Here is a 20075-nt window from a genome sequence, read left to right as displayed (position 1 = left end):
TATGGCATAACAGATTTAATCCCTATTAGATTAGATTAGATTGAAAATTTTAGATTAGATTGAAAATTCAGCCCTGAATATCCAGATTGCAGGAAAAATTCAGCCATATTAGCTTGATAACCATACTAGACCATCAAAAACACAGTAAAAATCACCACATTGCATTTTCCTGTCGTAACGTACATATTTCTTTCTCCTAACATTTTTATTCCTGCTGGATCTTATAAAAATCACACAACATCCGTAAGCTCCTAAACTGGAAAAAAGCATTATAAGCTTTTAAATAGCTTTGCTAAAAAACACCCATTCCGTGCAAGACTGCAAAATATAATTGAAGGAATTAAGAAAGATATTATTTACTAAAACGCTATTATTTTCAGCTCTAAAAGTAGCATTTATCATGCTTTCCAACTTTTAAGTCGTAGATTTTATGTACATTTGTAATCCTAAATCTGCTCTTTTTCACCGTACTAAACTCTACCTAAATTTTCAAAAATTGACGCATTTGAAACATTTAACATTATAAAATTGCCGAATCAAAAATCTTAGTCAGACTTTTGGAACTGTAACTATAAAAAATGTTAAAGGAGGCAGGCTATACTTATGTTACCGTTACTGTTTTTCGCAACATGAAAAATTGGTATCATGTAAGGTGTTTAGTTATTATTTGTTCTTTATTCTTCAATATTCTCTGCTAAAGAGAGATTCTTATGGATTTAAAAGATTTATTCTTAACTCCTATATACCTGATACTGATCTATGGTATGGCCTATTGGATCAGGCCGAAAGTTACTACTAACGTAACCAGAAAATATTTTATTCCTGCCTTAACTTTAAAATTAATTGGTGCCATTACATTAGGGCTTATTTACCAGTTTTATTATGGCAGCTTAGGAAATCCTGCCGGCGATACTTTTAACTACTTCTGGCACAGCAAACAGATTACGCAAGCTTTTTATGATTCCCCAAAAATTGGTCTAAAACTACTTTTTTCTCATGGAGAATATGACTCTGATACATACAGATATACTATCTGGATGTTTTGGTATAAGGCTCCTACAGAGTTCCTTATCGCTAAAATTGCGTCAGTTATAGGTATTTTTGCACTCAACACCTATACGGTGATTGCGCTATTTTTTGCATTTATTAGCTTTAGCGGCTTCTGGGCTTTATACATTGCTTTCCTGGAACTTTATCCAAAACTCACCAAAGAATTTGCAATTGCGATCTTCTTCCTTCCCTCTGTCTTTTTCTGGGGTTCCGGCTTGATGAAAGACTCATTGACCCTGGGGGGACTCGGCTGGGTGTTTTTCGGGTTTTACAATATATTTATTGCAAAGAAACAAATTTTCTGGTCCATAGTAGCCTTAATTATAGCTGGCTACCTGATTCTTACTGTAAAAATCTATATCCTTTTATCATTTATTCCGCCCGCATTATTCTGGATCTTTAACGAAAATAACCGAAGAATTAAAAGTCATACTATCCGGTTAATAGCTAAACCTGTTTTTATTGGTTTAGGAGGTATTGTGTCATATTTTGGAGCCTTGAACATAACCGCAGGTGATGAAAAATATGATATTGAAAAGTTGGGTGAAAGATCAAAGATTACCCAAGTATATCTTAGCGAATATGTTACCAGTGGGTCTGCCTATAATATTGGAGAATTAGATGGCACCATTGGAGGTATGTTAAAGTTAGCTCCTGCAGCAGTCAATGTTACATTATTCAGGCCATACTTATGGGAGGTCAGAAACCCGGTAATGCTACTTTCAGCGTTAGAAGCGGTTTTTTTTATGTATCTAACAGTTTATCTCTTTTATCAAACAGGAATATTAAAAAGCCTGAAGCTTATTGGTAATACTCCTATTCTCTTATTCTGCTTTATCTTTTCAATAATTTTTGCGATTGGCGTTGGCACAAGTAGTGGGAATTTCGGAACGCTGGTCCGTTATAAAATACCCTTGATGCCGTTTTATTTATCTGCCTTATATATTATGCGTAGTTATGCCCAAACAGCAAAAAAGCAAAAGAAACTTATTGCAAGAGCTATTTCACACCCCGCCTAATCCACTGCCAAATGTAGGAACTGAATGTAGGATGATACCATAAACCAGACTTTCCTTCGGGTGGTGTAATTAACTTTACCTGATCTTTCAAAACATCGTTTATAGCTTTTTTCAGGAAAGGAATACCAGCAGCCAATTGCAATACAGGGTAGGTTGTAAAATTGTCGTCTTTTTCCGGAGTAATGCAGGTCTGATATAATATTGTACCAGTATCTATACCCGAATCTACAAAGTGTACAGTTACACCACAGTTTTTAAGATCGCCTTCCGCTAAAGCCCAATAGCCACCATGTACTCCCCTGTATAAAGGCGTAATTCCAGCATGCATATTTATAAACTTCGCATTAATGCTGTTTAATACAGCTTTAGAAATGATCCTGGTTCCATTAACTACCACTACGTCTGGCTCCAGATTTATCAGGGCCTCTATAGTGGCTTCTTCATTTACCGAATTAACACGCAATATAATATCCTCCGGTATCGGAGTATTCACCAACCCGGCATGCTGCAAAATAGCCTTAACCCTACCCTTAGAAATAACAGACAAAGGTTTATCTACTAAAACTTTAAAAAGAATTTGACCCAATACCTTATTATAACCTAAATTCTTTACCCTTCTTTTAAGAAAGGATTTAGTATCTACCCCATCTTCTATAATAACCCGGGCAATATTAAAATCTTTGGCTAAAGCATGATAAATAATATTGGTTGAATCTCCTTTTCCGGCTAATAAAACTATTTTCTTATCACTTTTCATACTGTTCTTTAATTAATGCCGCTATTTCAGCCATCGTGAAACTAGCTATACCATATTGCTGCTGCAAATTTTTATAATGCACCAATACTTGTCTCAATTGTTCGATATTCTCTTCCAGATTTTTTCCAAAATTATGAGGGTGCCACCATAAATGGTACACTTGCTTTTCTTTTGCCGCAGCTGTTAATCCGGCTTTAATTCTGCTAACTTTTAACGGCTCCAAAAACTTTAACTGCTCAGAATATGGTCGGAAAAAGCGGCTTGCCGGAATATTATAAGGATAGGTTCTGGCAATCTCTTCCAGGCTATAACAATTATCTCCTGAAACATTCAGGTAGGCATCCAACAAGCGGGCGCCTCTTTTTAACGATGTCTGGGAACCGGCATTACCTTCCCGGTAGAACCAGGCTTCTTCATTCCCTCTGAAACACGTAATCCCGAGCTCAGCACAAATGTCAAGGTACTGCCGGTTATATTGATTCCTTGGAAACACCAGGCTTTCGATCCTGATCTCTTGCTGACCGGCAACTTTAATAGCAGCCTGAAGATCTGCTCGGAACGATTCTCTCGTCTGTCCGTCTTCCAGACAATAATAATGTGAAAAAGTATGGGTACCGATCTCCTGATGCGGTGTGCGCTTTATCTGCTCTATTAATGAACTGCCAAAATGATAGGCATCAGCATTTTCATCTTTACCTATATTTACCAGATCAGCATAAGGCGACAAAACCGGATTGGTATAATCGGGTCGTATTTCTGGTACCCCCCGCAACAATTCTTCTTTGGTACGAAAGAACAAGAAACCGACAGTAGACCAGGTAACGTGTATATCGAACTCCGTAAATAATTGCAACAGCGCAGGAACAACTTTTCTTACTGCTAAAATATTTTCTCCATAAGATTCGAATGTATGTACATCCCGGACACCCCAGAACAATTCAAAATCAAGGGAAATAACAAAAATACCTTCAGGCTTCACAGAGATAAAAGGTTAAAATTAAGCAACTAGTAGTAAATCAGAATAATAAAACTTAGCTAAAGAGCTTCAGAAAGTTTTGTTGATTAGCCAGAACCGAATAGTTATCAATTATTTTTCCACGGGCTGCTTTACCCTGGCTGCGTCTTACTTCTGGTTGCGTAAGCAGGGTTTCTATCGCGTTATACCATTCAGCTTCCGTGTTGCAAATAAAGCCATTCTTACCATTATCAACCACTTCACTATTCATACCAACCGGTGAAACAATCGCCGGAATGCCAAGAGCCATATATTGCAGAGCTTTAAAAGCACATTTTCCTTTTGCCCAGGCATCATCTTCCAAAGGCATCAGGCCGATATTAAACGAAAGCAGATCTTCTATTTCAGTTTCCTTCTTCCAGGGTTTAAATTTCAAAGATCTTAACGGTAGCTCCGGAGCAGCATTGGAAATTACGCAAAAGTCGAAATCATATTTTTTTTCAAGTGCTGCAATTACCGGCGTAACTATTGCCAGGTGCCGCAAAGTTGTATGTGTTCCTGTCCAGCCAATTACAATTCTTTTGGTATCCTGATCCTTTACTTCATTATGCAGGTTTAAAGTATCTATGGTAGTAGGATTTAAGATCACCTGCTTATTAAACTGTAAAGCAAAGTTACTCAAATAGGTATTTCCGGCACTTATTTTATAAGCCCACCGGCAAATACTTTTAACCTTATCGTACCATTTTATGCCGGACACGATCTTATTGTTTCCGGCGGAATCTTCCATCCAGATCGCATCGTCGAAGTCATAGATAACCTTTTTCTTTAAAACTTTAGTAATGATATATTCGAAAACCGGTGGCCCTAAAGGAGCTGCCTCCCGATGAATAAAAACAAAATCGTATTTCCCTAAATTGAATAAGAGAAATAATCGCCTTAAAAAACCTGTTAACACACCAGCAGCTTTCTTTAAAGTATATCCTTGCTTATAAAGTATTGTCCAGGTTGCATTGTCAAGAAAAGGAGCCAATGTATAATTCCATCCTTTCTCTTTCAGAAAAGGCAGATACTGTTCGAATCGGAATCGTTGGGATGGTGCTTTACCTTCAGGGTAGGGTACAATAAATAATATATTCATAAATTTTACTCGGAAGTATTATGCATGGCAAAGAAATATTGGTATGCACTTTCTGCTTTTTTTAACGACCGGTGATTCTCAGCCAGCTTTAAAATACCATCCCTGCAACCGGGATCGCTTATAATTTCAGCTATCTCATGAAGAGCAGATTCTATACTGCCAGGGACTTCTAAATTAAAGACAGCTCCACCGCCTTCATTTTTTATAATATCAGAATCATCACCAACACCTTCTGTTAAAATAATTGGTAGCCCATTAGCCCAATATTCTCCATTTTTCGTCGGTGAGCAGTATTTGCGGCAAGCAGCTGGCTTTATGGTAGAAAAAGCAAAATCACTAGCAGATAAATATTGTGGTACCTCATGATGAGCCACTTTAGCTGTAAATACTTTTGCCGGATCAATACCGATCTTTAACAATTTTGCTTTAACCTCATCAATACTATTTGGAGTAAGCAAAATTAGCCTGAAGGATAACCCGAAAAAATCAAACGCTTTCCTGAAAATATCAAAAGCCTCCTGGTCGTAATATATATCGCCGAACTTGCCGACATATATACCAACGATGCCATCAGAGCTAATATTCAATTTTTTCCTGATCTCATTTCTATCTGGCTTATTAAAGCTAAAATGTTGCGTATCAACCGAAACTGGTACAGTCCTTATTTTTTGTTCACTTACTCCTTCCGATAAAAGCTTCTTTTTATAATTATCAGCTACGGGCATTAACCCTGCTGCTACTGTTTTCTGCTTTTCTTCCCAATGCTTCTGAAAAACATATCTGGGGTCGTAGTTTTTCCAGACACCGGATTCAAGCATATAGTCTGCATGTGGTTCAAAAGATTCTACCAAAAACGGGGTTTTCAGTTTTTTCCACACAAGATAAGCTAATGCCCCGGCTGGAGCTCCACGAGCAATAATTTTGTCTACTTTGTAATGTTGAACAAGCTTGGCCAGTTCTTTTGGAAAAGAAACAAAATCATTGATCTTATTTAATACTCCATAATGTAAATCAGATGAATGCAAGGGTTTAAATTCTATCTTTTCATTTTTAAAAGATGGGGCAAATTTCACCTCAGATTCAAAATTTCTTTCAATAGTTATAAAAACGATTTTTTCTATAGCAGTAAAATTATTCAGGATTTTAAGGTTAGGAAAACAGGTTGCTACAGTTAAAGCGTCATTAATGCTCCAATAGCATAAATATAGAATAGTCATACCTTAATTACTCACATTAAATAAACCAGACCTCAACATAACTAACATCAAATTTGATTCTATAAAAAAAAATTAATGCCTAAAGACTAAATGACTCACAAATATTTTAATTAAATATTGTCAGACCGCATAATTAAGGGAAGAATAATATAAGAAGAAGCAATTAGCTCTCTTAAATATCAATTATGCCTTAAGATTTGCCTGTAAACTTCTCTAACTATATTTAATGACCTATATTTCCGAGATAAAATTGAAATTCTTTTTCTGCTTTCAGGATTACTTATTATCTTTTCAATTTTTACAAGAGCGTTTCTTATACTATTTTCCTCTCCAGCAACAAATGTTGCGCCACAATTTTCCTTATCAACAAGATACGTTTCATCTCCTATGCCATCGGTAATAAGTACAGGAAGACCATTTGCCCAATATTCTCCAACTTTAATTGGAGAAAGAAACAATTTAGAAGGACCTGGTTTATATGTAGCAATTCCAAAATCGCTAACAGAAAGATATTGAGGAACAAGTTCCGGTTTAACCTTCTTAAAATAAGTATTATTTAACTCTATTTTTGCATTTAATAATTGATTTTCTATGTAGTCTGGTTCATTAGGAGAAAGAATTAACAGCTTGAAGTTATTATTGAAATAATCAAAACACTTTTTAAAAAGATCGAAGGCTTCTTTCTCATAATATAAGCCGCCAAACTTACCTACATAAATTCCAACTATTTCTTTGGAACCTATCCCTAATTCCTGTCGTAATCTTTCACGAATTATTGTATTGAAAGCATACTTTTCATTATTTATACAACAGGGGACAGTTTTTATCTTTTTAGCATTTACCCCTTCACTAATTAATTCTGTACGGTAGTTTTCTGCTACTGGAAGTAAGGCATAAGAATATTTTTTTTGTTTCTCTTCCCACCGTTTCTCAAAAATATACCTTAAATCGTTTTTCTTCCACACTCCTGATTCTAACATATAATCAGCGTGTGGTTCGAACGATTCGACTACGAATGGAATGTTCGTTTTTAACCAGGCTTTATAAGCTAAGGCACCGGCCGGTGCTCCCCGTGCAATCAATAGATCAACTTTGTAATTTTGTATTAATCGGATTATAGCTTTAGGGAATATAAGGAAATCGTTAATTTTATTTAATAAATTAACTTTAAGGTTTTTTGACAGAATAGGCACAAATTCTATTTTTGAATCTCTATTCAGATCAAAATGAAATTTGGAATTTCGTTCAATCGATACAAAAACAATCTTTTTAACAAAAGTTTCTTTTTGCAGGATTCCAAGATGGGGAAAAATGGTAGAAACGGTAAGCGGATCATTTACCCCCCAATAACTTAAAAATAAAATTACCATTACAGGTTCATAAGTTAAACACTATTTTAGTTTGTTGATAATATTAATTCCGATCAGAGCTTTTATCAACAACAGGAAATATTTAAAACTTAAATGCCCTGCTTTAGAAGACTTAATAAGAAACTTTATAACTGAGCTTCGATCATTATCCATGTATGCGTGTATAGCAGATAAATAAAGGATCTGGCCAGCTATTAAATTTAACTGGTCTGCCGACAAAGTGGTATTTAATTTTAACCAATCCATCATACTCTGTAATTTCAAAATGAGTTTATGATTATCTGCCCTCATTGAACGCTGATCATGGTCGCTCATAGTTATGGTTATCTGATCTACAATGAATATTTGGTCATTTTCAAGATTCTGAAGTAAAAACATCCAGTCTTCTAACACAGCGAATGCTCTGTTTTCTTCAAATAACTTAAGCGCTGAATTAGCTTTCTTTACACCAAAATTACAGGCGAGTAAATTGCCTTTTAAAAAAAGTTCAATTGAATAAAAACCTTCTTTAATATTTACAAGGTCACTGTCATAAATCTGGCCATTCCTATTCAAGTTAAACTTTGCTGCTATAAAGTTAGGATACTTTGCCTGCTTGATCTTTGCATTCAATACTTCAAGGTGATTTGGCAGCATAATATCATCTGAATCAAAAAATATCACGTAATCGCCTTTGGCTTGATTAAAGCCAAAATTTCTTGCTCTCCCCCTTTCGCCATTACTAATAAAGAAATAGTTTAATCTGGTATCATTTACAGATTTTATTATTTCTCCAGTATTATCAGTACTTCCATCGTCAACAATCAATATTTCAAATTGAGTGTATGTCTGATTTAGAACAGATTCAACCGTTTCTTTAATGAAGGCGCTTCTATTATATGTAGGAATAACAACCGAAAAAAACATAAGCAAAATGATCTTAGCTAGTTAATCTAAAATGATGCAGATAAAGCAGGCGGGGGTTTAAGGTATAAAATTTCCCGGTCAGTATTTCAAATACAAAGAGGAGATTTAGGCTTTTGGTCCGAATCTCCTCTTTGTATTATTAATAAAACAGTTATTATTCGTGATATCGGAGAACTTTATGGCCTCCTTGCATTAAATAAGCATCTCTTTTAAACAATGCCACGTCTGCACCCATCATATCTTTCACTAATGAGGCCAAATCGTGCTTTGGTTTCCAGCCAAGCTTTTCCTGACACTTTGTAGGATCTCCAATAAGCAAATCAACCTCTGTAGGTCTGAAGTATACCGGATCTACTTCAACAACGATTTGTCCAATCTCTAGGTGGTACTCAGGATCATTACAGGCAACAACTTTCGCCACTTCGTTCACCCCTTCCCCTTCAAAAGCCAGCTCAACGCCTACTTCCGCAAAAGCCATTTTAATAAAATCTCTAACGGTGGTGGTTACCCCGGTTGCAATCACATAATCTTCCGGTTTGTCCTGTTGCAGGATCAGCCACATCGCTTCTACATAATCCTGGGCGTGGCCCCAGTCGCGTCTGGCATCTAAATTACCCAGTGAGATTTTCTTTTGCAGACCAAGTACAATTTGCGCTACTCCACGGGTGATCTTTCTGGTTACAAAAGTTTCACCCCGCAATGGTGATTCGTGGTTGAATAAAATACCATTTACAGCAAACATATCGTAAGCCTCGCGGTAATTAACCGTTATCCAGAAACCATACATTTTAGCTACTGCGTACGGCGAACGAGGATAAAATGGAGTTGTTTCTTTCTGAGGAACTTCCTGAACCAAACCATAAAGCTCTGAGGTAGAAGCCTGATAGATCTTGGTTTTTTTAGTTAACCCCAAAAGACGAACTGCCTCCAAGATACGCAAAGTGCCCAAACCGTCTACGTTGGCAGTGTATTCCGGCACTTCAAAACTAACCTTCACATGCGACATAGCGCCCAGGTTATAGATCTCATCCGGCTGCACTTCCTGTATGATGCGAATAAGATTAGTAGAATCTGTAAGATCACCAAAATGGTTAATAAATTTTGGATTATGTTCTAAACCATCATAACGCAGGTGATCTATTCTATCTGTATTAAACAGAGAACTTCTACGTTTTACACCATGTACAACATAGCCCTTATTCAATAAAAATTCAGCCAGGTAAGCACCATCCTGCCCCGTAATACCAGTTATCAGCGCAACTTTCATATATTAATTCTACTTTTCTTCTTTTATTTACAAATAAATTCAATCTTATTTTTCGAATTATACTCATCAAAAAATGCATCGCATGTATTAAATGCATTCGCTATTTGTGAGGGTTCTTTCGTGCTAGGCTGAACGCTAAATACTCTTTTCTCAAACCCTTTTGGATAATTTGCTGTTTTTACCAACAGATTCTTAATAGGCCTTAATGGTTTTTTAACCATTTCTAACCAGTTTGTTTGAAGCTTGACAAAGCTAAAAAAAGAACCATACAAACTTTTGTCATAAAGATAACGCATTCTTACATATTCCGAATGACCTGCGTTCGCATTTTTAAGATTACGAAAATTGCTCTGAGGATTTTCAATTCTTATTGCCGCTAATCCTGTACACCAGGCAATTTTCATATTTAAGCTGGTAGCTCTCAATGAAAGATCAGTATCAACCTGAACAACCCCTGTGTTAAAAAGCCCCAGTTGCGCTAAAGCTTTCCTTCTTATTATCATTGGTAAACCTATAAACCAGCCTGGCACACCATTTTTAATCCAATTATTAAAATTTTCAAAACAATCATCGTACATACTGATCTCATGCAAATCTTCAAGATTTATTAGCCCTGTATGAGAAGTAAGCAAATCAATTGCAGGATGCTGATCCATGAATTCAACTCCTTTCCGAATCAATGGATAGTCAAACGCATCATCGTCAGTAATTACCTTTATGTATTCCCCTTGGGACATTAATATGCCTTTATTAAAACCATGAGATTCGCCTTTATCTGGTTCTGAAACAAATTGATGAATTTTACCGATCTTATAAAGTCCTTCAAGAAATTCCATTGTTCCATCTTTACTTGCACCATCAACCACAACTAATTCCTCATTTTCCTTAAGTTGATCAACCAAGCGTTTAATAACTTCCTTTAGATAAGGTAGTTTATTGTATGTGGTAATAATATATGATATCTTGATATTTCCCATTTTTTTTAATAACCAAGTGCTTTAGCATATTCAAGCATTTTCTCTTTGGGCCTGATCTTTATAGGTCTAGCAGGAGTACCTATGTAAATGGTCCATGGCTCAGTATCTTTTGTAACCAAAGAACAAGCTCCAATAACGCTACCTTCCCCAATAGTAACGCCCGGCATTATTACCACGTTTGTCCCAATTCCAGCAAACTTACAACATTTAACAGTAGTAAAGTCAACGTCGTCCCGATATTCATCGGGCACTGTAACACTAGTAAATCCGGCCCCAAGAAACTTATCGCTACCACAAATAATTCTACTCCCAGCTGCAATTGTAACAAAATCTTCAACTATAAGCGTACTTTTTGCACCTCCTATTACCGTTATGTATGGTGATAGATGTGTATAATCTCCAATTTTTGCAGCGGTTGTAATATAAACTCCGGAATCTATTGCTACATGACTACCAATTGTTACTAAATGAGGTCTACGGATCTCTACATTATTACTAATAAAAACATCTTCTCCAACGGATTTTAACAATGCTTTGTCAAACTGAAGGGAATTTACAGGCAAATTATTATCACTCATATATTATAAAACTAATACGGATAAACTGATTGATAATAACTTATGGTTTTATTGATCCCATCCTGGAAAGGAGTAAATTCAAAATCAGGAAACACCTGTCTGAAATTTGTATCATCCATTACTTTCTTAGGGGCACCGTCTGGTTTATTATGATTCCAAACGATCTGACCAGAATACTTAAAGTTATTTTTAATTATTTCAACCAATTCTTTAACACTTAAGCCTGAATTCTGGGCAATATTTAATGGACTTTCAATGTTCTGAAGCTCATCATTTTGAATTACCTGTAATACGATCCGGGCAAAATCTTTTGCATATAACCACTCCCGGATAGCTACGCCGGTTCCCCAGATTTCAATTTCAGGTTGGCTTGTATTTTCAGCCTTTACAAATTTAGAGATCAGCGCATTTAAGGCATGGGCTTTATTCGGATCTGTTGAATCGTAAGGACCATACATATTTGGAACAAGTAAATGGATGCTTTTCATTCCATACTGCATCAGATAGCATTCACCCACTGCCCATAGAAGCCGCCGGGTAACGCCATAAGATAAAACAGACCGATGAAGATGACCATTCCACCATTCATCTTCAAGAAACGTATTTGCTGTGGCAGGATACGCGCAATTTGCAATCGGGTTAATAATAATTGCTTTAGGGCAGACTTTGGCAGCAGCTTCATACATTCCCAGGATCATTCTGGAATTGTCTGACACTACGTCAGCAGCCTTTTCTGTAACGTAATTTAGACTACCTACATGCGCTGCACAATTTATAATAAAATCTGGTTGTACTTTTTCTAAAAAAGCAACGGCTTGGCTAACATCCCGAAGGTCTGTACCCATTAAGAGGGAAGTAGCCTCATATTGGATATTATTTTCTGTAAGGATCTCAGCAATGTTCCGGCCGGCAAAGCCATTCCCCCCTAATAAGGCTATTTTCATATTTACCAACCTTTTTTAACAACATTTAAAATATAATCTACATCATCCCCCTTCATGGCATCATGAATAGGAATGTGTATCTGAGTTTCATTAAACTTCAGCTGATTTACCAGGTCTTTTCTGGTACCGCCAAACAAAGAATTATGATCTATGCCATCGTGCACCACCGAGGCGGTAATACCCTGGGCTTTCAAAGCAAGGATAAAGTCTTCCCGTTTTTCAACGTGGAACCCAAATAACCAGTTAGCACTTTCCCGGTCTTCTGATTTTTTAAATAATGTAATACCAGATACCTCGGCCAGCCCATCCCGATAACGATCCACCAACTTTTGTCGATACATCAACCGATCTTTGAAACCTTCCAGGTTTGCTAAGCCCAAAGCGGCCGCATAATCATTTAAATGGTACTTATACCCTACTTCTGTAATATCATACACTCGTTCTCCTAAAACAGAAAGCGGAGAGTTTGCCCGGTTAATGCCAAACCACCTTCTTTTCAAAGCTTCTTCAGCCATTTTATCGTCCAGGCAACAGATAGCTCCCCCGTCTCCGGTAGTAATATGCTTAATAGCCTGAAAAGAAAAACAGGTAAAGTCTGAAATAGCACCTATTGGCTTACCTTTATAGGTCGCGCCGGGAGCATGAGCTGCATCTTCAATAACCATTAAGTTATGTTTTCCCGCAATAGCATGTATTTCATCCATATCGCAGGGGTTGCCTCCCCAATGTACCGCAATGATTGCCTTGGTTCTTTCAGTGATCTTTTCTTCAATCGATTTCGGATCGATATTCCCATCCTCATATTTAATATCTGCAAATACCGGGATCGCTTTTTCCTGGCATACTACCAATGCGGTAGCCACAAAAGTTTGTGCAGGACAAATTACTTCGTCTCCTGGTTTAACCCCAGCCAGGACTATTGCTAAATGTAAGGCACTGGTACCACTGTTCAGTGCCAAAGGGTTGACTATGCCCAAGTCAGACGATAACCTGGTTTCAAACTCTTTGACCAGCTTGCCTTCGCTTAAGAAAGTTGATGATAAAACAGCATTTACATTATCTTTTGCTGATGGGTGAATAAAAGTATTGAATATAGGAATTATCTTCATCTGGGTTAATTGTTTAACATTTTTATAAAGTTACTAAAGCTGTTTGAATAAGCCTGGCGTGTGTGATATTGAAGCGCATATTCTCTAACTGAATCTGATCTTCTTAACAATTCAAAGTCATCCATAGAAATAAGTTCGGAAACCTTCTCTTTAATTGAAGTAATTATTTCATGTGCAGACATTCCTTCTATTGGCAAACCCAGAAACTCTGCCCGTAAAGCAGTGCTCTTAGATGTTAAAGGAATAAGACCATAATGTAATAATTGAACTACGGAGCCCGCTCCACCCTCAGAACAACTCACATAAACTGTACCAATACAATTATTCGCAATCTGTTCGAACTCAGAACTGGCTACATCCATAAAGCCTAAATATTTAAGATTGGCATGTTTTTTTAGCTGATCCTTAAACCAAATTGCAAATCTCTCTTCACCCTGGTAATCTACATTACCCGCTATATAAAGATTTACTTCAGGCATATCCTTAAAAGCTTCAACAACTAAATCAAGACCTTTATGAATTAACCCAATACCACCTAACCACAAAAAGTTATATCTTGCTTTAGCAATGTCTTTAGAAAATGGCTTAGGTACATGTACTGCGCTAATATTTAATTCTACAGCTTTAACTTTGGAAGAATATGTTTTTGTAAGAAAGTCAGAAGCAAAATGAGTCATATAATCCGCATACTCATCGGAAATAATATAATTGGAGTTTAAGCGAACTGGCGGGATCACAATCCCATTGCGTTCTTTAAACTCTTTAATACGAGATAATTCCGCCTGATATTGAAAAAGCCAATGACATCCCGTCGCATAATAAACTCTAATCTGACCATCAACTCTAGGGGCATCTTTCAGGTTGTTCTGTTCATCTATTACAAGGTCATATTTAAACCAATCAATTCTCATTGGCAAAATGGCATTGAAATAATCAACAACAAAACCCTGCTGGTTTAAAACATTTACCATTTCTACCGATTCCCAAAACATTGTGTGGTTTCTTACAATGTTTAAAGAATCTAAATCTCCTTTTAAGTAATTCTTTACAGCAGCTGTAGTATAAATTATTAGAGCCCGCTTTGACTTACTACCAAGCTTCTCAATTCCCAGATCATAAAAATGCTCATTGTTAAATGGATTGGTAAAAAGCCTATCGGCCCCAGCCCTTAATATATTAGCCAGTCTATACTTTACTCCTGCAATCGATGGCATATCACTTATCGAATATTAATAATCAGTTGAACTGTAAACCGTCGGACAAATATTCTTTCTGAAAAAAATCAGAAAGAGTATTCAATTAAAATCCTGATACCCTTAAAAAGCAAAAAACTACAAATTACGAGAGCAACTGCCTTGCCAATAATTTTATGTGCCGGTAAATTTAAGACTTTAAAAATCATAAAATTAATTAAAATAGAAGAAGCTGCGCTAGCAATACCAAAGAAAAGGATTGCCAGTTTCAGATCTTTCAAGTACACCCCGAGTAAAAGGGCTGACACTTTTAGAACCAAACCAATAATGTTAAAGGTAAATTCTGCTTTCTGCTTATTATACAGAGCAAAAACTCCACTCGTAGCCGAAACAGTCAATTTAAAAATATAGGAGTAACCTAAAAATGCAGTAAATACCCCTGCCATTTCCCATCTATCACCAAAAACATATTTAAAGATCAGATCTCCGTAAACACTTATAATACTTACCGGAATTAAGCCTAAATAAAAAACTTTATAAAAAATGGATGTAGTTAATTTCTGTAATTGTTCTTTACTTTCAATAACTAATTCCGAGGCCTTCTGAAAAAAAACCGGTGCAACAGACCTGCCCAACAAATTGATTGGCAAATCAAGAAGCGTGGTGGAAAAAGCGTAGAGACCTACATTAGAAACTCCAAAACTGGCAGACAACACATAGACAGGGGCTTGAACTGCAATCACATCCAGGTAACTTGTAGGCAGCTGGTACAGCGGGAAATTCCTGTATTCATAAGCTACATTTTTTAAATTTTTAAATGATGCCTTTGTAAATATCTTGTTATATAATTTTTGCAGACCACTAAATCCTAAACTAAAGAAACTAACCAGTTTGGATACGAAGTCACCCAACAACAATCCGTAAACATTGTTAAACAGAAAAAAACCAAATCCAATGGAAAGTAACTTACCGCTTAAACTGGAGCCTACATTTACTCCAGCTATCTTCGAAAAAAATTTCTCTTTAACCAGCCATGAAGTAAAAATGGAAGTTAAACTAAATATTAAAAGGAATACCGGTAAAAGGTAAATCCAATTTCCTAATGCATCAATTTGAAAAAAATCTAAAACCTGCGTTTTAAAGAAAAAAAGAATAATCCCGCAGACAATACTGGTAACTACACTAAGCACCATAGTTAGTAAAACTAGGGAGTAAAACCTTAGGGAATCCCGCTCCAGAAAAAAAGCACCTGTATATGTTAAGAAAGCAATAACGCTGAGATTACTCAGAATAGAATTAAACACAGAAAACAAGCCATAGGATTCCGGAGAATAGATCCTTGACATTACCGGGGTTAAGACAAAGCCTATCAAAGTCACGAAGAATGACCCAGAAAAGGTTATTGCAAAATTCTGAGTAAAAGATCCCTTGGCAGTTAGAGCCTTAATAAGTTCACTTATTTTATTTTGAATTGCTGAAATCAATTGATATTAGTAGAGTATTGAAAATTAACACTTTATATAAAATCGATAAAGGTCGAAAGATTTAAAACAAGGCTATTTTTGTAGTATTTGAACAAATCTTAGTCAGGTCAGTCAGTTTTAACACCCATACTCTGATAAATACTTTTGAATCTGGCTATATACCTTAACCATTCTGAGTAAGAACATTTATTGTAATTACATTTCTCCAGAATAGGCTTAATACTTTCAGGGCTAAAATCAACAGGAAAATTAGCCATTGGATCCAGATCTCCATTTAACCATGCCTGATTCAAACAATGATTAAAGGTGAAGATATCAAGATCAATATCTTTATACGTATTCGTAGCGGAGGTAATAAAAGATGTTTTCACTTTTTCATCTATTGCTTTAGCATACCTGCTTTTATGCTTTCTGAACCACGTAGTGGCTTTCAATAGCTGAAATGTTTCATCTGCTTTTAATTGATCATTTTCCCAAAGAAATAACCAGTATCGTTTGTCAAAAAAGGCAGATGCAACAGAGTATAAACTATAGAAAGGGAGTTGGAAATAGATACCATCTTTTATAAGCCCTAATCGATATAGAATTGAGTTTATTTTAAATTTATTATGAAATATTAATCTTAATACAGAGACTGGAATAGATGGGATTTCAGGAATGGTTTCTTCTAGTTCTGTATTTAATTTCTTAATTGTTGCTTTAAAGTTGCTTAAACTACTCCCCCAATAAAGTTTTGTTAACACAATATTATTGCCAATCATTGCATTTTTCACTTCATCTAATTTAATTGGGGCAACAAGCCAGAAGTCATCTTCCAATAATAGAAAAATATCAGAGCTCTTCTTAACCTGATCTATCCAGAGTTTTGTAGGGATAAAAAGCTGGTCGAATTTTGTCTCGCCAGCTATATGGGAATGAATACTTTTTACTTTATCATCATAACGTCCGGACAGGGTTATTGTAACCTCTGGAAATAATTGAGCTATTCTTTCTAAATATTCTGGTGGCGTTCCGTCATCTAAAACATGGATCTTGAAATTTCCTTCTATATATTTATAAATACTCCTCAAACATCTTTCTAAATAATAGGGTCTGTTAAAGGATTTAATAATGATATCCATTTAAAAACATTGCTTGAATTAACATCTGCAAGTTACTACATAAAAAAATACAGAAGATATACATACTCCTGAATTATTTCACAGATAAAAGAAAGTCATCAACTGATTTTAAAAATGCAGATCTTGTAAAGCGCTCCTTCGCGAAAGCCATTATTTTTTCAGACTTTGTTTTTAGCGTTTCATCATCCATTGCAGAAATTTCTGCTACCGAGTGTCTGATACTTTCAATCATTAGAGAACGGCTATCTCCCTCAATATTGTAACCAAGAAACGACGCCTGATTATTGGCTTCCGCGGTAGTAACCGGAATAAGACCATAATGAGCAGTTTGCGCTAAAGTAGCACAGCCGTTCTCTCCCGCACTTGGGTAAATATGTCCGGCGCAATTATGAATAATCTTTTGAAAAGAAGATTTGGTATAATCTGCAAACCCCTGATAAAAAACATTTTTAGAACCCTTTAATTTATCCTGCAGCCAATTTAAAACTTTTCCTTCTCTTTCGAGAGGACCGAAAATATGCAGCTTACTTTCAGGCATTCCTTCAAATGCCTCCACTACAATATCAAGCCCTTTATGGATGGCTCCCCAACCACCGATCCAAAGAAATTCCCTTTTTGAATAATCACGTTCAATATTTTCGGGCTCATACTCTACCGGCATGGCAAGCTGTACCAGTTTTGCTCTTTTATTAAAATCCTGCATTTGTTCTGGAACGCCCTTATACAAAATAAAATCTGCTACTTGGCTGGAATAAACGGGCAGAGACTGCCGTACAGGCTTAACAAAGAACCCATATGCATCATGAAACCAGTTAATCCGCTGCTGTTCATTCAGATTTCTTCTCTCCCATTTAAGTCCAGTTGAGTAAAAAATTTTTTTCTGGTTAGGGTAATTCGACAAAAAAGCTAAGTTATTGCCTTCATCGATTATAAGCCGATATTGCGAGGTATCCCGGTTTACATCAAAGGCATCTTTATCAACGCAATCTACTACGTAACCATGATCGATTAGTTTTTTCAGAATGGCCAAGCCTTGAAAATATATATTATGCATTTTGGTCTTTAAACCTTCTTCGAATCGACCCTGGATATAAAAATCGAAGGAAACCGTTGGAAAAATAAAGAGGGCACGTGGAGCTTTTTCCCCGTTAATTTCCAGGCCAAGATCAGAATATATGCTTTGTGATAATGAATCGATCTGGCTTTTAAGCCAAGGAGAAAGACGATACTTTAAGACATTTGAAATTTTAGAGGATACGTTCTTTTTCATATTATATTATGGTTAGGGCTTATTGTAAACTACCAGACCCTTTCCAACATTTACTTAATTTTTTTTTGATAGTACTGATACTTTAAAGCAGGAAAACTACTTATATCAAAAGCTCAGCAAATATTCTTATACCTTTGAAAAATATAAAAGATAAGGCTATTAACACCAAGGTCTTAATCACTTTAGCCCATATCTTTACTCCTATTATTTTAAACAACAACATACTAATAATAAAGTAAGATATAAAACTAGCAATACCAAAGGCTAAAACAGCTAGGTTTAAATCATTAAAATAAATCCCTATAAAAAGGGCACAACTTCTCAATATTAATCCAATAAAATTACAAATAAATTCTAATCTTTGTTTATTTACTATTGCAAAAACACCGGAAAAACAATTTACAATCAATTTAAAAACATAAGAAAAGCCCAAATAAGCTGTAAACACACCAGCCATTTCCCACTTTGCTCCGAAAGCTAATTTAAAAATAACATCACCAAAGACTGTTATTATAGAAAAAGGTACAATACTAATATATATTAATTTATCATAAATTTCGGATGTTATTTTTTTTAATTGGGTTTTGTCGGATAAATAGACTTCTGCAGCTTTTTGATAGAATACCGGAGCTACAGTTCTTTCCATTAAATTTAAAGGAATACCGAGTAAATTAACTGAGAACCCATATAAACCCACTGTTGTAGATCCAAAATAAGATGCTAATACAAAAATTGGTAATTGTAAAGAAATAAGGTTAAAATAGTTTGTTGGCAATTGATATAAAGGGAAATCTTTATATTTAATAGCTAAATTTTTAATTCTATTAATTGAAAAACCTGAGAACAGATAAGGCAATTGCGTATATATCCCACTTTTAAGGAATCCAATAAATTTGAAAGCTCTTAGTAGAAAATCACCAATAATTAGGCCCGAAAAACTATTACTTATATAATACCCATATCCAATAGAAGACACTCGCCCAACTAAACTACTCCCAACATCAACACTTGCTCTCTCTTTAAACCGTTTATCCCTGAGGAGCCAATTATTCATAATACTATTAAGGTTTGCTATTAAAAGTAAAAGAGGAATAGTATATATCCAATTATCTATACTAATAATATTAAAAAAGCTTAAAAAGGGTACTTTGAAAAAAATTAAACTTGCAACTAACAAAAAACATGTAACAAAATTCAAAATTAATGTTAATTGTACCAGAGAATAGAACTTTCTAATATTCTTTTCTAACAAAAAAGCTCCAAGATATGTTAAACTTGAGAAAACATTAAGATTGCCAATAATAGAATTTATAACAGAAAATATCCCGTATTCCTGAGGGGAATAAATTCTGGACATAACTGGTGTTAAAATAAATCCAATAATTGTAATTAATGCAGACCCTGAAAAGGTTATAGCAAAGTTTTGTGCGAAAGACCCTTTTTGATTAAGTCTCCTGAAAAGGACCTTAATATTATTTATTAATAAAAACAAGAGTTTTTTTTTACTATTTTAAACTTTTTTTTAAGTTAGTCTTCAAATAAATGTCGAATTTTAATTTATTTCGAAAAAATCTACATATAATTAAAATTTTCCTTCATCAAAGAATACAACAACGAATCACAAGTAACTTGCCTTTATTTAATTTGTTTAATTAAATTACAATTTTCATAAATAACTTATCAACGTAACTAAAGCATTATCTTCATTTTATTTATT

The 20075-nt window shown here is 35.3% G+C and carries 17 protein-coding genes; 1 reads left to right on the top strand and 16 read right to left on the bottom strand.

Annotated elements, in window-relative coordinates; translation table 11 throughout:
* The first annotated feature begins 710 nt into the window (after positions 1 to 710).
* Positions 711 to 2069 (top strand): hypothetical protein, encoded by a 1359-nt coding sequence (locus ACFPIB_RS01940; protein WP_378015731.1) that lies wholly within the window; start codon positions 711 to 713, stop codon positions 2067 to 2069.
* Here ACFPIB_RS01940 and ACFPIB_RS01935 read toward each other — a convergent pair.
* The 16 genes from ACFPIB_RS01935 to ACFPIB_RS01860 all read right to left on the bottom strand — a co-directional run bounded on the left by ACFPIB_RS01935 (position 2050) and on the right by ACFPIB_RS01860 (position 19850).
* A complete protein-coding gene (locus ACFPIB_RS01935) occupies positions 2050 to 2826 on the bottom strand; it encodes a formyl transferase (protein ID WP_378015730.1) in 777 nt (258 codons plus the stop codon). The two genes, ACFPIB_RS01940 and ACFPIB_RS01935, sit on opposite strands and share 20 nt — an antisense overlap.
* A complete protein-coding gene (locus ACFPIB_RS01930; RefSeq protein WP_378015729.1) occupies positions 2816 to 3805 on the bottom strand; it encodes a polysaccharide deacetylase family protein in 990 nt (329 codons plus the stop codon). The genes ACFPIB_RS01935 and ACFPIB_RS01930 overlap by 11 nt, the downstream gene beginning before the upstream one ends.
* Before the next feature lie 52 nt (positions 3806 to 3857).
* Complete coding sequence (locus ACFPIB_RS01925) at positions 3858 to 4922, bottom strand: glycosyltransferase (protein WP_378015728.1); 1065 nt, start codon at positions 4920 to 4922, stop codon at positions 3858 to 3860.
* 5 nt (positions 4923 to 4927) lie between these two features.
* Entirely contained in the window at positions 4928 to 6139 is a 1212-nt protein-coding gene (locus ACFPIB_RS01920) for a glycosyltransferase family protein (protein ID WP_378015727.1), read from the bottom strand.
* Positions 6140 to 6318: 179 nt separating this feature from the next.
* The gene (locus ACFPIB_RS01915) at positions 6319 to 7509 is read right to left on the bottom strand and encodes a glycosyltransferase (RefSeq protein WP_378015726.1); all 1191 of its coding nucleotides are present in this window, start codon (positions 7507 to 7509) and stop codon (positions 6319 to 6321) included.
* Positions 7510 to 7530: 21 nt separating this feature from the next.
* A complete protein-coding gene (locus ACFPIB_RS01910; protein ID WP_378015725.1) occupies positions 7531 to 8415 on the bottom strand; it encodes a glycosyltransferase family 2 protein in 885 nt (294 codons plus the stop codon).
* Positions 8416 to 8569: 154 nt separating this feature from the next.
* Positions 8570 to 9682, bottom strand: coding sequence for a GDP-mannose 4,6-dehydratase (gene gmd / locus ACFPIB_RS01905; protein WP_378015724.1), 1113 nt, complete (start codon positions 9680 to 9682; stop codon positions 8570 to 8572).
* A gap of 23 nt (positions 9683 to 9705) precedes the next feature.
* Positions 9706 to 10659, bottom strand: a complete 954-nt coding sequence (locus ACFPIB_RS01900) for a glycosyltransferase family 2 protein (protein ID WP_378015723.1) — start codon at positions 10657 to 10659, stop codon at positions 9706 to 9708.
* 5 nt (positions 10660 to 10664) lie between these two features.
* Positions 10665 to 11237 (bottom strand): acyltransferase, encoded by a 573-nt coding sequence (locus ACFPIB_RS01895; protein ID WP_378015722.1) that lies wholly within the window; start codon positions 11235 to 11237, stop codon positions 10665 to 10667.
* Positions 11238 to 11248: 11 nt separating this feature from the next.
* Entirely contained in the window at positions 11249 to 12181 is a 933-nt protein-coding gene (locus tag ACFPIB_RS01890) for an NAD-dependent epimerase/dehydratase family protein (protein WP_378015721.1), read from the bottom strand.
* Positions 12182 to 12183: 2 nt separating this feature from the next.
* Entirely contained in the window at positions 12184 to 13290 is a 1107-nt protein-coding gene (locus tag ACFPIB_RS01885; RefSeq protein ID WP_378015720.1) for a DegT/DnrJ/EryC1/StrS family aminotransferase, read from the bottom strand.
* A gap of 5 nt (positions 13291 to 13295) precedes the next feature.
* Complete coding sequence (locus ACFPIB_RS01880; protein ID WP_378015719.1) at positions 13296 to 14504, bottom strand: glycosyltransferase family protein; 1209 nt, start codon at positions 14502 to 14504, stop codon at positions 13296 to 13298.
* Positions 14505 to 14572: 68 nt separating this feature from the next.
* Positions 14573 to 15829, bottom strand: coding sequence for an oligosaccharide flippase family protein (locus ACFPIB_RS01875; protein ID WP_378015927.1), 1257 nt, complete (start codon positions 15827 to 15829; stop codon positions 14573 to 14575).
* Positions 15830 to 16074: 245 nt separating this feature from the next.
* A complete protein-coding gene (locus ACFPIB_RS01870) occupies positions 16075 to 17088 on the bottom strand; it encodes a glycosyltransferase family 2 protein (RefSeq protein WP_378015718.1) in 1014 nt (337 codons plus the stop codon).
* Between the two features lie 73 nt (positions 17089 to 17161).
* A complete protein-coding gene (locus ACFPIB_RS01865; RefSeq protein ID WP_378015717.1) occupies positions 17162 to 18358 on the bottom strand; it encodes a hypothetical protein in 1197 nt (398 codons plus the stop codon).
* 100 nt (positions 18359 to 18458) lie between these two features.
* Positions 18459 to 19850: an oligosaccharide flippase family protein gene (locus ACFPIB_RS01860; RefSeq protein WP_378015716.1), complete on the bottom strand. Its 1392-nt coding sequence runs from the start codon at positions 19848 to 19850 to the stop codon at positions 18459 to 18461.
* Between the last annotated feature and the right edge of the window lie 225 nt (positions 19851 to 20075).

The organism is Adhaeribacter terreus (assembly GCF_042657365.1).
Taxonomy (GTDB): domain Bacteria; phylum Bacteroidota; class Bacteroidia; order Cytophagales; family Hymenobacteraceae; genus Adhaeribacter_A; species Adhaeribacter_A terreus.
The sequence above is the reverse complement of the archived record's forward strand: the minus strand, read 5'-3'. Positions and strand labels throughout refer to the sequence as shown.

Bases quoted from the DNA above. Each gene is read 5' to 3' on its own strand.
- ACFPIB_RS01915 (WP_378015726.1), bottom strand. From the start codon at position 7,509: ATGGTAATTTTATTTTTAAGTTATTGGGGGGTAAATGATCCGCTTACC.
- ACFPIB_RS01880 (WP_378015719.1), bottom strand. From the start codon at position 14,504: ATGCCATCGATTGCAGGAGTAAAGTATAGACTGGCTAATATATTAAGG.
- ACFPIB_RS01935 (WP_378015730.1), bottom strand. From the start codon at position 2,826: ATGAAAAGTGATAAGAAAATAGTTTTATTAGCCGGAAAAGGAGATTCA.
- ACFPIB_RS01895 (WP_378015722.1), bottom strand. From the start codon at position 11,237: ATGAGTGATAATAATTTGCCTGTAAATTCCCTTCAGTTTGACAAAGCA.
- ACFPIB_RS01870 (WP_378015718.1), bottom strand. From the start codon at position 17,088: ATGGATATCATTATTAAATCCTTTAACAGACCCTATTATTTAGAAAGA.
- ACFPIB_RS01890 (WP_378015721.1), bottom strand. From the start codon at position 12,181: ATGAAAATAGCCTTATTAGGGGGGAATGGCTTTGCCGGCCGGAACATT.
- gmd (WP_378015724.1), bottom strand. From the start codon at position 9,682: ATGAAAGTTGCGCTGATAACTGGTATTACGGGGCAGGATGGTGCTTAC.
- ACFPIB_RS01885 (WP_378015720.1), bottom strand. From the start codon at position 13,290: ATGAAGATAATTCCTATATTCAATACTTTTATTCACCCATCAGCAAAA.
- ACFPIB_RS01925 (WP_378015728.1), bottom strand. From the start codon at position 4,922: ATGAATATATTATTTATTGTACCCTACCCTGAAGGTAAAGCACCATCC.
- ACFPIB_RS01920 (WP_378015727.1), bottom strand. From the start codon at position 6,139: ATGACTATTCTATATTTATGCTATTGGAGCATTAATGACGCTTTAACT.
- ACFPIB_RS01865 (WP_378015717.1), bottom strand. From the start codon at position 18,358: ATGAAAAAGAACGTATCCTCTAAAATTTCAAATGTCTTAAAGTATCGT.
- ACFPIB_RS01875 (WP_378015927.1), bottom strand. From the start codon at position 15,829: ATGTCAAGGATCTATTCTCCGGAATCCTATGGCTTGTTTTCTGTGTTT.
- ACFPIB_RS01910 (WP_378015725.1), bottom strand. From the start codon at position 8,415: ATGTTTTTTTCGGTTGTTATTCCTACATATAATAGAAGCGCCTTCATT.
- ACFPIB_RS01940 (WP_378015731.1), top strand. From the start codon at position 711: ATGGATTTAAAAGATTTATTCTTAACTCCTATATACCTGATACTGATC.
- ACFPIB_RS01900 (WP_378015723.1), bottom strand. From the start codon at position 10,659: ATGGGAAATATCAAGATATCATATATTATTACCACATACAATAAACTA.